General features: G+C 63.1%; 15 protein-coding genes. 11 read left to right on the forward strand and 4 right to left on the reverse strand.

Annotation, left to right across the window (positions count from 1 at the left end):
- Nucleotides 1-34 precede the first annotated feature (34 nt).
- From ACWTV3_RS07125 to ACWTV3_RS07170, 10 genes are all read left to right on the forward strand, one after another.
- On the forward strand, nucleotides 35-274 hold the full coding sequence (locus ACWTV3_RS07125; RefSeq protein WP_498477478.1) for a hypothetical protein: 240 nt from the start codon (nucleotides 35-37) through the stop codon (nucleotides 272-274).
- Nucleotides 275-318: 44 nt separating this feature from the next.
- Nucleotides 319-786, forward strand: coding sequence for a hypothetical protein (locus ACWTV3_RS07130; protein WP_498477479.1), 468 nt, complete (start codon nucleotides 319-321; stop codon nucleotides 784-786).
- The gene (locus ACWTV3_RS07135) at nucleotides 776-1,081 is read left to right on the forward strand and encodes a transcriptional regulator (RefSeq protein WP_498477480.1); all 306 of its coding nucleotides are present in this window, start codon (nucleotides 776-778) and stop codon (nucleotides 1,079-1,081) included. The genes ACWTV3_RS07130 and ACWTV3_RS07135 overlap by 11 nt, the downstream gene beginning before the upstream one ends.
- A gap of 52 nt (nucleotides 1,082-1,133) precedes the next feature.
- Nucleotides 1,134-1,307 carry a ClbS/DfsB family four-helix bundle protein gene (locus tag ACWTV3_RS07140; RefSeq protein WP_498477481.1) on the forward strand — a complete coding sequence of 58 codons (174 nt, stop codon included), beginning with the start codon at nucleotides 1,134-1,136 and terminating at the stop codon, nucleotides 1,305-1,307.
- 16 nt (nucleotides 1,308-1,323) lie between these two features.
- Nucleotides 1,324-1,725, forward strand: coding sequence for a hypothetical protein (locus ACWTV3_RS07145; RefSeq protein WP_498477482.1), 402 nt, complete (start codon nucleotides 1,324-1,326; stop codon nucleotides 1,723-1,725).
- Nucleotides 1,726-1,839: 114 nt separating this feature from the next.
- Nucleotides 1,840-2,811: an SPFH domain-containing protein gene (locus ACWTV3_RS07150; RefSeq protein WP_498477483.1), complete on the forward strand. Its 972-nt coding sequence runs from the start codon at nucleotides 1,840-1,842 to the stop codon at nucleotides 2,809-2,811.
- Between the two features lie 2 nt (nucleotides 2,812-2,813).
- The gene (locus ACWTV3_RS07155) at nucleotides 2,814-3,704 is read left to right on the forward strand and encodes an NAD(+)/NADH kinase (protein WP_498477484.1); all 891 of its coding nucleotides are present in this window, start codon (nucleotides 2,814-2,816) and stop codon (nucleotides 3,702-3,704) included.
- A gap of 63 nt (nucleotides 3,705-3,767) precedes the next feature.
- On the forward strand, nucleotides 3,768-4,163 hold the full coding sequence (locus ACWTV3_RS07160; protein WP_498477485.1) for a hypothetical protein: 396 nt from the start codon (nucleotides 3,768-3,770) through the stop codon (nucleotides 4,161-4,163).
- Between the two features lie 146 nt (nucleotides 4,164-4,309).
- A complete protein-coding gene (gene purL, locus ACWTV3_RS07165) occupies nucleotides 4,310-6,562 on the forward strand; it encodes a phosphoribosylformylglycinamidine synthase subunit PurL (RefSeq protein ID WP_498477949.1) in 2,253 nt (750 codons plus the stop codon).
- 1 nt (nucleotide 6,563) lies between these two features.
- Complete coding sequence (locus ACWTV3_RS07170) at nucleotides 6,564-7,400, forward strand: peroxiredoxin family protein (RefSeq protein ID WP_498477486.1); 837 nt, start codon at nucleotides 6,564-6,566, stop codon at nucleotides 7,398-7,400.
- A gap of 12 nt (nucleotides 7,401-7,412) precedes the next feature.
- Here the strand turns inward: ACWTV3_RS07170 and ACWTV3_RS07175 are convergent, their stop codons facing one another.
- Nucleotides 7,413-7,757, reverse strand: coding sequence for a chorismate mutase (locus ACWTV3_RS07175; RefSeq protein WP_498477487.1), 345 nt, complete (start codon nucleotides 7,755-7,757; stop codon nucleotides 7,413-7,415).
- Between the two features lie 82 nt (nucleotides 7,758-7,839).
- Here ACWTV3_RS07175 and pgm point away from each other — a divergent pair, with 82 nt between their 5' ends.
- Nucleotides 7,840-9,474: a phosphoglucomutase (alpha-D-glucose-1,6-bisphosphate-dependent) gene (pgm, locus tag ACWTV3_RS07180; protein WP_498477488.1), complete on the forward strand. Its 1,635-nt coding sequence runs from the start codon at nucleotides 7,840-7,842 to the stop codon at nucleotides 9,472-9,474.
- Here the strand turns inward: pgm and ACWTV3_RS07185 are convergent.
- The 3 genes from ACWTV3_RS07185 to ACWTV3_RS07195 all read right to left on the reverse strand — a co-directional run bounded on the left by ACWTV3_RS07185 (nucleotide 9,464) and on the right by ACWTV3_RS07195 (nucleotide 12,580).
- Nucleotides 9,464-10,423: a DMT family transporter gene (locus ACWTV3_RS07185; RefSeq protein ID WP_498477489.1), complete on the reverse strand. Its 960-nt coding sequence runs from the start codon at nucleotides 10,421-10,423 to the stop codon at nucleotides 9,464-9,466. The genes pgm and ACWTV3_RS07185 overlap by 11 nt on opposite strands.
- A complete protein-coding gene (locus tag ACWTV3_RS07190; RefSeq protein ID WP_498477490.1) occupies nucleotides 10,420-11,082 on the reverse strand; it encodes a GNAT family N-acetyltransferase in 663 nt (220 codons plus the stop codon). Before ACWTV3_RS07190 ends, ACWTV3_RS07185 begins: the two co-directional genes overlap by 4 nt.
- Before the next feature lie 211 nt (nucleotides 11,083-11,293).
- Nucleotides 11,294-12,580 carry an adenylosuccinate synthase gene (locus ACWTV3_RS07195; protein ID WP_498477491.1) on the reverse strand — a complete coding sequence of 429 codons (1,287 nt, stop codon included), beginning with the start codon at nucleotides 12,578-12,580 and terminating at the stop codon, nucleotides 11,294-11,296.
- Between the last annotated feature and the right edge of the window lie 130 nt (nucleotides 12,581-12,710).

The following is a 12,710-nucleotide window of genomic DNA, read 5'->3' on the forward strand; positions in this document are numbered from 1 at the left end:
CATCTGCTTTCACCCACTCGCGAAGGATCCAACTATGCGAAACCGAATCTGGGCCGTGACAAGCGGCCTGCTGGGCGCGGCCATTCTTGTGGTGCTGTTTTTCTACGGCATCCAGTACGGCACGTGGGTTGATGAAGCGGGGCCACTCAACGCGGCGCCTCCCTCATTCCTGCTCCCCTTCATCGTTGGGGGCATTGCCGGGGTCATCACGATCGGGGGCTTCGTCGTCAGCTTGTCCGGGCTCAACAACGAGTCGCAGGGGAATCGCGAGTAGAACTCCTTTCACTTGCCAGTGTGGAAAGTAATACACTCGACCACATGGAAAGCGAAGCTGGCAGCACCGAGCGTGATGACGCACGAGCACAGCTGGATCTCATCACCGCAGACCGACAGGCGCTCGCCCAGCGCGTGGCCCAGCATCCGTGGTGGCATACCCTCGCCTCTGCCGCGATCACTGCGGTGATCGTTGCCGCGCCGTTGTCGGGCAGCATGTGGATCGTGACCCTCATTAGCGTCCTGCTGATCAGCGCCTCTACCGCGCTCGACAAGGAGTGTGACAAGAGGATGGGCGTTTCGATCATGAAGCCCGTGGGGGCCAAGAGCCTCACGGTCGTGATTGTGCTCGCGACAGTCGAATTAGCGCTATTCGGCGCATCCGTCGGCATCATGTATTCAGAGCTCTCCGGATCGATCGCCGTGAACTCAACGTTGGCCGCCGTCGTCATGATCGTCGGACTACGGATGCTCAGCCGCACAATGGCGAAAGAACTCCTCCATGCCCGCTGAACCCCGGTTCGACGAGTCAATTCACGCGTCCACCCGACTTCGCTTGTGCGCGGTTCTTCGCCCCGTGGACTCCGCCGAGTTTCGCGTCCTCATCAACATCTTGGGGATGAGCGAAGCGAGTCTCTCCAAGACAATCCGCAACCTCGTGGAGCTCGGCTACGCCACAACCTCGAAACAACCCTCGCCGCAGCGCGACGACAGTCGACTCACGACAACAGTGCAGCTCACGCCTGTCGGCAAGACAGCGTTCGACGGGCATCTCGCCGCAATTTCGGCGCTGGCCAACTCGGGCTAATTGGATCTCCCTGTTCCTCGGCTTCCATGAGGATGGCCGCGCCGGCAAGGAAGTGTTCTTCCCCGCGAGGGGCTACAAGTGGAACGACCTCAAGCAATACAACGCCGTTATCCACGCACAGCAAGCCGACCTCGAGTGGGCCGAAGCAGCAGGCCCCAGCTACTTCAGGTCGGATCGCGCGCGACTGCGCGCCCCGACCACACCGACAGCCGACCGCAACGCGTGACAATTATGATCACCCCATGAAGACGCGAACGCTACTGCCGCTCGCTGGCGTGATCATTGCGGTCATCGCCGTGGCGATCCTTTCAGGGCGTTGGATCGACACCGCCATCTGGGGCGCCGCCGGTGCTCGCGTCATTGACACGACGAGGCAACTCATCCGCGCTGCGTCGGCGGGTGATCAAGACGCGCTCGCGTGCGAAGACTTTGCAGCGGACTTCGGTGACCCGCAGGTCTGGAACGGCTTGCGTGCTGGTGAGCCCGAAAAGTTCGATGCGGCCACGTCTCTCGACCGACCGTCGCTCGACGCCTCGTGGAGCATCAACCTCGAAGGATCGAGCGAGACTAGCGACGTCAGCCCAAGTTTCGTCTTCTACCGCGAGATCGAAGACGGTCTGTGCGTAGCGGACGTCAGATGGTGAGCGCTGGGCCTGAGCCGATTGAAGAGAAGTGGGCCACCACCCTTGAGCCCGAAAGCGGAGATTCCCCTAAGGTATGAGACGGACGATCACTCAACTTATGGCAGGGGAACCCATATGGCCTACATCCGTCAGTACGGCTTCTTCCGACACCTCCGAAGCACGCCAACAGCACATATCGTTCACCTCAAGAAGGGCGCAGTGGCCCACGAAGGCGTCGGCATTGCCTTCTACTTTCGCGCGTTGACCGCGGCCATTAGCGAGGTGCCCACCGCTGAGAGTGAGCTGCCGCTCGTGTTCCATGCGCGCACCGTTGACTTTCAGGATGTCGCCGTCGGTGCCACGATCACGTATCGGTATGCCGACCCCAGCCTTGCTGCGCGCAGCATCGACTTCGCCATCGACACCGAGACCGGACAGTGGATCTCCGATCCGCTCGCGCAGGTGTCGTCCCGCATCACTGAGCTTGCTCAGCAGTACGCGTTGGAGAGCATCGCCACGATGAAACTCCTCGACCTGTTGGCGGCCGGATTGCCGACGGTGCGCCAGGCGATGACCGACGGCCTCGCCTCAGATCAGCGTCTCGCCGAGACATCCATTCTCGTGATCGGCGTGCGCGTCGTGAGCATCAAACCGCAAGCTGAACTCGCTTCGGCCCTGGAAACTCCGGTACGCGAACAAGTGCAGCAGAATGCCGACAAAGCCACTTTCGAGCGTCGCGCCGTCGCCGTTGAACGCGAACGAGCGATCGCTGAGAACGAGCTGCAGAGCAAGATTGAACTCGCCAAACGTGAGGAACTGCTCGTCGGCCAAGAGGGCGCCAACGCGCTCAAGCGTGCAAAAGAGGCGGCTGCCTCCGAGAAAGTGAGATCGGAGAGCGCTGCGGAAAACGTCCGAGTCATGGGCGCCGCCACAGCTGACGCAGAGAAAGCGCGGCTTGCAGCATTTGAGGGGATCGAGTCCGAGGTACTGCTTGCACACGCCGCGAATTCGCTGGCAGAAAACCTCCCCGAGATCGGCACCCTGAACCTGTCCCCTGACGTTCTGAGCCAAGCGTTGAGTCGCATCGCAGGCACGCAGAAGAGCTAGCGATGGCGCTCGCGCCTCGGGTCGTGCTCGTTCATCGACGCACGGAATACACCGAACTGCTTCAGCGGCACTCCACGGTCGGGCAAGCCGAATTCTTTCTTACCTCCCGCGGTCGCAGCATCGAGGAGGTCCGAGAACGGCACGAAGTGCTCGCTTCCGCACTGGCCTCGGTCTCGAACGCGCTGCCGGCCGAGCTGCGGCAAGCGAGAGTCGAACGCGCTGATCTCGACCGCTACCCGTTTTCGCCCGAAGACATCGTGGTGATCATCGGGCAAGATGGGCTCGTCGCGAACGTCGCCAAATACCTCACCGGGCAACCCGTGATCGGCATCGACCCCGAACCGGCACGCAACTCGGGCGCGCTTGTGCGGTTCGCCCCCTCGGATGCCGTGGAACTCATCCAAGCGACCATCCATCACCGCCTGCAATTCAGTCAGCGCACCATGGTCGAAGGCGTGCTCGACGACGGGCAGCGGCTCGTGGCGCTCAACGAGTTGTACTTTGGCAACAGTGGCCACCAATCGTCGCGGTATGCCATCACTGTTCCGAGCGGCACGCGAGAAGAGCAGTCTTCCTCCGGCATTATCGTTGCGACCGGCACAGGAAGTACCGGATGGTCAACATCCATCGCCTCGGACCGCGACTTGACTACAGAGCTTCCGTCGGCGGCCTCTGACCACCTGCGTTGGTACATACGCGAAGCGTGGCCATCGCCCTCCACCGGCCGTTACCTCACCGAGGGGACCCTCACCAGCAACGAGCACCTCGAAGTCGTCGTCCAGTCAGACACCCTCGTTCTCTTCGGAGACGGCATCGAAGCAGACCACCTCTCCATCGGGTGGGGCCAGAAGCTCACCATCGGCAGGAGCAGCCGCACTCTCACCCTCGCGTAGCCGGTGTCTTCGATCTCCGTGATCTCCGTGTTTTCCGCAGTGAGCAGCAGCTAATATTGCACGATGATCGGACCTGAAGGTGCGTGGAGAGCTGTACTCGAAACGATGTCCTGGGTCGGACTCGTCCCCGGCATCCCGCTGCTCGTCTTCGGGTGGATTCTCGCTCTGCGGGCGTGCAAGTGGATCGCGACCACTGCCGAGGTATTCGAAGCCGGCGGTTTTCAAGGCTTCCGCTGGTCCGATGGCGACGGCAGGCAGTACTCCATCCTTCACGAGCCGTCAGAAGTTCCCATCATGGATGTCGGCGTCCAAGTCGTTCTGCACTACGACCAGTGCCATCCCTCTCGGTGGAGTCTCGCGCGGCCCCGCCGCACGAACGGCGCGATCCTCATCGGTTCAATCCTCACCGGAATCGGCCTCCTGAGCATCGTTGCGGGCTTCATGCTGATGGCCTTCTGACGCGCTGAAGCGCGCCCTCGCACCTAGGTAGACTGGAGGCGGCCGGCGTGAGCACCCCGGCATCCATAATCTTCTGGGAGAAGCCCCTCGTGACTGACGTCTCAACCAATTCCCGCCAGCATGTTGCCGACACGGTATCGAACGCGATGGCTACGCCCGAGAAAGAGCAGCCCTACGGCGCCCTCGGCCTCAAGCCAGACGAGTACGCGAAGATTCGCGAGATTCTGGGCCGCCGCCCCACGAGCGGCGAGCTCGCCATGTACTCCGTCATGTGGAGTGAGCACTGCTCCTACAAGTCCTCCAAGAACTACCTTCGCCAGTTTGGCAAGAAGGTCAGCGAGAACATGACCAAGAACCTCATGGTCGGCATGGGCGAGAACGCCGGCGTCATTGACGTTGGTGAAGGTTGGGCTGTCACCTTCAAGATCGAAAGCCACAACCACCCCAGCTACATCGAGCCCTTCCAAGGCGCTGCAACCGGTGTCGGCGGCATCGTTCGCGACATCATCTCCATGGGTGCTCGCCCCGTTGCTGTCATGGATGCGCTCCGCTTCGGCGCCATCGACAATCCAGACACCGCTCGCGTTGCCAAGGGTGTCGTCTCGGGCATCAGCTTTTACGGCAACTGCCTCGGCCTGCCCAACATCGGCGGCGAAACGTACTTCGACTCCGTCTACCAAGCGAACCCGCTCGTCAACGCACTAGCCGTGGGAGTGCTGCGCCACGAAGACCTGCACCTGGCTAACGCTCGCGGCGTGGGCAACAAGGTTGTGCTGTTCGGTGCTCGCACCGGTGGCGATGGCATCGGCGGAGCATCCATCCTCGCCTCCGATTCCTTCTCCGAAGGCGGCCCCACCAAGCGCCCCGCCGTTCAGGTCGGCGACCCCTTCGCCGAGAAGGTACTCATCGAGTGCTGCCTCGAACTCTTCCAGGGTGACCTCGTTGAGGGCATCCAAGACCTCGGTGCTGCCGGCATTAGCTGTGCAACCAGCGAGCTCGCCTCCAACGGTGACGGTGGCATGTTCATCGAACTTGAGAAGGTACTGCTGCGCGATCCCACCCTCACGGCGGAAGAAATTCTGATGTCCGAGAGCCAAGAACGCATGATGGCGATCGTGAAGCCCGAGAAACTCGAAGGCTTCCTCAAGGTTGTTGAGAAGTGGGATGTCGAAACCAGCGTGCTCGGTGAAGTCACCGACACCGGCCGCCTCATCATCAACTGGCACGATGAAGAAATCGTGAATGTCGAGCCGCGCACCGTCGCCATCGATGGCCCCGTCTACGACCGCCCCGTCGCGTACCCCAAGTGGATCGACAAGCTTCAGGCCGACAGCGCCTCGGGCCTCGCTCGCCCCAAGGACGGCATCGAGCTGCGCGACCAGATGCTGAAGCTGCTCGCGAGCCCCAACCTCGCCGACAAGAGCTGGATCACCGACCAGTACGACCGCTACGTTCTCGGCAACACCGCTTTAAGCTTCCCGGATGACGCCGGCATGGTGCGCATCGACGAAGAGAGTGGCCTCGGTTTCTCTGTTGCCACCGACGCCAATGGTCGCTTCTGCCAGCTCGACCCCTACGCCGGAGCCCAGCTTGCTCTTGCTGAAGCATTCCGCAACGTTGCCGCGACCGGCGCCAACCCGGTCGCCGTCAGTGACTGTCTCAACTTCGGCAGCCCCGAGAACCCCGAAGTGATGTGGCAGTTCAGCAAGGCCGTTGAAGGCCTCGCGGATGCTTGCCTCGAGATGGAAATCCCCGTCACCGGCGGAAACGTCTCTTTCTACAACCAGACCGGCGATGTGCCCATCCACCCGACCCCTGTGGTCGCGGTGCTCGGCCTGATCCGTGACGTTGCTGAGCGCATCCCGAGTGGATGGCAAGACGAAGGCAACAACATCTACCTGCTCGGCACCACGTCACTTGAACTCGACGGCTCAGCCTGGGCTGGCACCATTCACGACCACCTCGGTGGCCTGCCGCCCAAGGTTGATCTCGCCGCCGAGCGCCAGCTTGCTGACCTGATCAAGGCCGGCAACGAGCTCAACATCATCGCCAGCGCTCACGACCTCGCCGACGGTGGGCTCGCTCAGACTCTCGCCGAGTCCGTCATGCGCTTCGGCGTCGGTGCCCGCGTCTGGTTGGGCGACCTTCTCGAGCGCGACGAAATCGACGCCGCCACCGCCCTCTTCAGCGAATCGACCGGTCGCATGATCGTGTCGATCCCCCGCGAAGACGACGTGAAGTTCCGCGGACTCTGCGAAGGCCGCGGCTACCCCGCCGTGCGCATCGGAGTTACGGATGCCGCCGCTCCCGCCCTCGAAATCCAGGACCAGTTCACGCTGACCCTCGAAGAGCTGCTCACGGCTCACCGCGGAACGCTCGCGGAGGCTTTCGGCGCCTAACGTGCAGTTCATCAAGAGGGTTTATGGCGAGGCCACAGCCGCGCTCGCCCTCGGTGTGATCGCACTCGTCGTCGTGCGCGCCATCACGGAATCACAACCGTGGTGGCTCGCTGCTGCCCTGCCGTGGGCTGCGTATGCGCTCTATTTGGCGTTGCTGATGCCGGGCCTGGTGGTTGCTCAGCGCCGGCATCCGTGGGTTCAGCTTGCTGTCGCCGCGGTCGGCATTGTCGCGTCGATCGTTGCCGGGCCGCTCGCCGTGCTCGTGGCCGTTCTCGGCCTGGCCGTGATCATCGGTTACAACTACTGGTACTCCGTTCAGCACGTCTCCGCGGGGCCCGTCACTGTAGGGAACCCGCTCCCGTCGTTCCCTCTGACCACCGTGGATGGCGTTGTCGTCGACAGCAGTGTGCTCACCCACCAACCGCACGTGATTATGTTCATTCGCGGCAACTGGTGCCCGTTCTGCATGGCCCAGATCAGCCAGATCGCCGACCAGTACCGCGAGCTCGACCGCCGCGGAGTCGCCGTCGCGATCATCAGCCCGCAAAAGCCCGAAGACACCGTTGAGCTCTCGCAGCGCTTCGACATCCCCGTGACCTATTACATCGATGCGGATGCCTCGGCCGCCGCCGCGCTCGACATCGTGCAGTCCGGCGGCACCCCCGTCATCTTCAGCGCGGGAGCCCCGGCCAATGGCGACACCGTCGTACCGACCGTCATCATCACCGACGCCACCGGAACCGTTCTCTGGGCCGAGCACACCGACAATCACCGGGTGCGGCCAGAGCCGACGACGTTCCTCGACGTGCTCGACCAACACGGCATCCGCGCGGTCTAACCTGCTGCGTGCCTAGTTGGCGGAGTCGGGCTCGCTGCCCGACGCGAGCTGCTCGTGGTGGTGAATGACCTCGGCGACGACGAAGTTGAACCACTTCTCGGCGAAGGCCGGGTCGAGGTGAGACTCTTCGGCCAGCGACTTGAGGCGCGCGATCTGGTCGCGCTCACGGTTCGGGTCTGACGCGGGCAGGCCCTTGGTGGCCTTGAGTCGACCCACCTGCTGCGTGTACTTGAAGCGCTCGGCAAGCAAATGAATGAGGGCCGCATCGATGTTGTCGATGCTGCGGCGGGCGCCCAGAAGCTGCTCGCGCACTTCGGGGTCGACGTTGTCGTTGTGGGCCTGATCTCCTGCTGCCATACAACGACTTTAGGGGTTCTGAAGGCTGCGTGTTTGCCACATGACGCGCGCACCGCCGAGTGAAGGTGGAAGACTGGTTTGCATGAACGATCGCGCAGGCACGACAGCCCAGGCATCCGACCTCATTGATGTGACCGAGTTAGTGGCGGCGTATTACGCGCTGGTTCCGGATGTTTCAGTGCCCGAGCAGCGGGTGGTGTTCGGCACGAGCGGCCACCGTGGCTCCGCGCTCGACACTGCTTTCAACGAAATGCACATCGCCGCCATCACACAGGCGATCGTGGAATATCGTGCCGCGCAGGGCATCACGGGCCCGCTGTTCATCGGTCGTGATACCCACGCGCTCTCGCAGCCTGCCGAGACCACGGCACTTGACGTTCTCGCCGCTAACGGCGTGCTCGCGCTGAAGGATGAGTTCGACGACTTCGTGCCCACCCCCGCGCTGAGCCACGCGATCATTGCCTACAACGCGGCTGGCAACGCTGACCAGGCCGATGGCATCATCATCACGCCCAGCCACAACCCGCCCCGCGATGGTGGCTTCAAGTACAACCCGCCGCACGGTGGCCCCGCCGATAGCGACGCGACCGGGTGGATCGCCAACCGCGCGAACGCGATCATTGCCGAGGGCAATACGGCCGTGAAGCACGTGGGCGACGCGGGGGCTGAGAACACGGCAGCGGGCAGCTACGACTTCCGCGGGCGCTACGTTGACGACCTCGAGAACATCATTGACATCGATGCGATCCGCACGGCCGGCATCCGCATCGGAGCAGACCCGCTGGGCGGCGCGAGCGTAAACTATTGGAAGCTCATCGCGGAGAAGTACGACCTCAACCTCACTGTCGTGAACCCCGACGTTGACCCTACGTGGGCGTTTATGACGCTCGACTGGGACGGCAAGATTCGCATGGATCCGTCGTCGAAGTCGGCAATGGCCTCCGTGGTCGCCCGCCGCGACGAGTTCGACATCCTCACCGGCAACGACGCTGACGCCGACCGCCACGGCATCGTCACCCCCGACGCCGGCCTCATGAACCCCAACCACTACTTGGCCGTCGCCATCCAGTACCTCTACACGCACCGCGAGGGCTGGAATCCGGATGCCGCCATCGGCAAGACCCTCGTCTCGAGTTCCATGATCGACCGGGTTGCTGCCGCGATGGGCCGCGACCTTATCGAGGTGCCGGTCGGCTTCAAGTGGTTTGTGCCCGGACTCGTTGATGGCTCGGTTGCGTTCGGCGGCGAGGAGAGCGCTGGCGCGAGCTTCTTGCGCAAAGACGGCTCCGTCTGGACCACCGACAAAGACGGGATCTTGCTCGCCACGCTGGCCGCCGAGATTCTGGCGGTCACTGGCAAGACGCCATCCGTGCTGTACGCAGAACTCGTCGACGAGTTCGGCGACCCGGCCTACGAACGAGTGGATGCCGTGGCCAGCAAAGAGCAGAAGGCCAAGCTGGGCAAGTTGAGTGGGGCTGCAATCACGGCTACCGAACTCGCGGGTGACCCGATTACGGCAAAGCTCTCGGAAGCACCGGGAAATGGCGCCGCGATTGGCGGCCTGAAGGTGACCACGGAGTTTGCGTGGTTCGCTGCTCGCCCCAGCGGCACCGAAGACGTGTACAAGATCTACGCCGAGTCGTTCAAGGGCGCCGCGCACTTGCGACTCGTGCAGGCCGAAGCAAAGGCGATCGTCGACGCCGCGCTCAACGGGTAGCGTTCCGAAAACCCTGCCCGGGCAGCTTGAGCCGCCCCTGCGCGAGCAGCACTCCCACCAGCACGATCACGGCGCCGACGGGTTCATGCCACGACATTGTTTCTTTCAGGATGACGAAGCCGAGGATCACGCCAATCACGGGCGTGATGTACGTGACGGTTGAGGTGCGGGTAGGGCCCCATTCGGCGAGCACTCGATAGTTCCAGACGTAGGCCATTCCCGTGCCAAGGATGCCGAGGGCGAGCAGACTGGCCACGACGGGAAGGGTGAGGTTCACCGGTCCGGTCGCGATCACCGGGGTGAGCAGAAGGTAGATGACGGCCGCGATGCCGATGTTCATGGTGGCCGACGTAACGCCGGGCACCTTGTAGGGCGCCACGAACTTGCGCTGGTAACTCATGGCGGCGCCGTAACAGAGCGCAGCACCGAGGCACGCGAGTTGGCCCAGCAGGCTGCCGCTGATGTCGCCGGCCTGCCAGGGCGCGATGATCACCAGTACGCCAAAGATGCCGAGCGTGACACCCGCAATCTGCGAGCGCGTCAGCTTTTCGACCCGGAACACGAGCGTCGCGAAAATAGCGGTCATGATGGGCGTCGTCGCGTTGTAGATGCTCGCGAGGCCCGAGCTCACGTACTGTTCTGCCCACGCGAACAGCAGGTACGGGAACACCGCGAAGAGAAACGCCAGCACGGTGAAGTGAGCCCACACGATCGGTTGGCGCGGGAGCTTACGGCGGCTGACTGCAAACACCACGACAAGCGCGAGAGCGCCGAGCACTGCCCGACTCCACGCGACCTGGCCGAAGCTCACGCCATCCAGCGCCACCTTGATGAAGAGAAAACTCGAACCCCAGACGAGACCGGCTGCGGCAAAGCGCAGCGTCGTGCCCAGAGTGGATGCCGTGTCATGCTTTTCGACCCGGCCAGCGGGAGCAACGGGGGCGGTCACGCGCGCGGCTCCTGCTCGGCAGCGTCACGGGAGGTCGCGTCGGGCGCGGCAGCCCCGTCAAGGCGCGCGAGCAACCCGGCCTTCACGCCCGGCCAGTCGCTGTCGATCACGGAGTACACGGCAGTATCGCGCCACGAGCCGTCGGCCCGCAGCAGGTGTTGGCGCTCGATGCCCTCGAAGGTCGCGCCAAGTTTGAGGATGGCGGCGCGCGAACGGGCATTGATGGCATCCGCTTGGAGCCGCACCCGGTTATAGCCGTTATCGAAGGCGAAGCCCAGCAGCAGGAGTTTCGTTTCGGGGTTCACCGCGGTGCCCCAGACGTTCGGTGCGTAGGCGGTCCAGCCGATGTGCGCGTTGGCGTTTGCCTCGTCGAGGTCCCCGAGGGTGCTCACGCCCACGAGACGCCCCGCGCCGGGGCCGGAGTTCAAGCGGATTACGAACGGCATCCGGTCGGCGTAACCGAGGTAGCCGGCGCGCATCCATTCGATGAAGGATGCTTCATCGGCGGGCAATCCTGCGGGTCCTCCGCCGTAGCCTCCGGCGAATACCGCAGGCACTCCGAGCGCGGGCCAGAGGTCGGCAAGGTGCGCTTCGGTCAGGGGCTCAACGGAGACGAAGGTTCCCTGAAGGATGCGGGGCTGCGGGCGCGTTACGGTCACCCACAAATACTCCCACCCCGCGGAGCCTGCATACCCGCGGTTTTCGGACTTTCACCCACCAATTGCAGCCGTTCGGTCCAGCAACCCTCGATTGGCTACCTCGCCCAGCGCTCCACGGCACGGCACGGCGCCCAAAGCCCGCGAACGCAGAAGCGGCACGCCCCGAATCTCTCCGATGCGTGCCGCTTGAGTGCGAACTGGGTGTCGAGGCTTAGTCGACGAGGTCGTGACGAACGATGATTTCGTCGCGGCCAGGGCCAACGCCGATGGCTGACATGCGGGCGCCGCTCATCTTTTCGATGGCGAGCACGTAGCCCTTGGCGTTCGTGGGCAGGTCGTCGAAGTCACGAGCGCCGGTGATGTCTTCATCCCAGCCGGGGAACTCTTCGTAGATCGGCACCGCGTGGTGGAAGTCGGACTGCGAGACCGGCATCTCATCGAAGCGCACACCGTCAACGTCGTAAGCGACGCAGACGGGGATGGTCTTGAGGCCGGTGAGCACGTCGAGCTTGGTGAGCACGAAGTCGGTGACACCGTTCACGCGCGCCGTGTAGCGAGCAATGGGAGCGTCGTACCAACCACAGCGACGCGGGCGCCCGGTGGTGGTTCCGAACTCGAAACCGTTGGAGCGCAAGAACTCGCCCGACTCATCGTGCAGTTCGGTCGGGAACGGGCCAGCACCCACACGCGTTGTGTAGGCCTTGACGATTCCGATGATGCGCTCGAGGCGGTTGGGGGCAACGCCCGAACCGGTAGCCGCGCCACCGGAGGTCGAGTTGGACGACGTGACGAACGGGTACGTACCGTGGTCGACATCCAGCATCGTGGCCTGGCCACCCTCGAAGAGCACAACTTCGCCCTTGTCGAGCGCCTGGTTCAGCAGCAACCCGGTGTCGGCGACCATGGGGCGCAGACGGTCGGCGTAGCTGAGCAGCTCGGTGACGATCTCCTCAACCTCGATCGCGCGACGGTTGTAGACCTTCACGAGCAGGTGGTTCTTCTGGTCGAGAGCGCCCTCGACCTTTTGGCGAAGAATGTTCTCGTCAAAGAGGTCTTGAACTCGGATGCCGACGCGGTTGATCTTGTCGGCGTACGCCGGACCAATTCCACGACCGGTCGTACCGATCTGGCGCTTGCCGAGGAAGCGTTCCGTCACCTTGTCGAGGGTGCGGTGGTAGTTGGTGATGATGTGCGCGTTGGCGCTGATCAGCAGCTTGGAAACGTCGACGCCACGGGCGATGAGAGCATCCAGTTCTTCAAAGAGAACTTCGACGTCGATAACGACACCGTTGGAGATGATCGGGGTGACGCCTTCAGTGAGGATGCCCGACGGCAGAAGGTGAAGAGCGTACTTTTCATCACCGATCACGACCGTGTGACCGGCGTTGTTGCCACCGTTGAACTTCACGACATAGTCGATGCGGCTACCGAGGAGGTCGGTTGCTTTTCCCTTGCCCTCGTCGCCCCATTGGGCGCCGATGATGACGATTGCTGGCATGGTGGATCCCTTCGAAGAAGTGGGGGGATTACACCTCAGTCTACCCGAGAGCGGAGTTTTGCTTGTCGTAGCGATTTCTTGCGTGGCGCGCGTTGCTGAAGACTGCGTGGGAATCGTGAGCGATCGTCGC

Source organism: Salinibacterium sp. AL4.1, assembly GCF_059767305.1.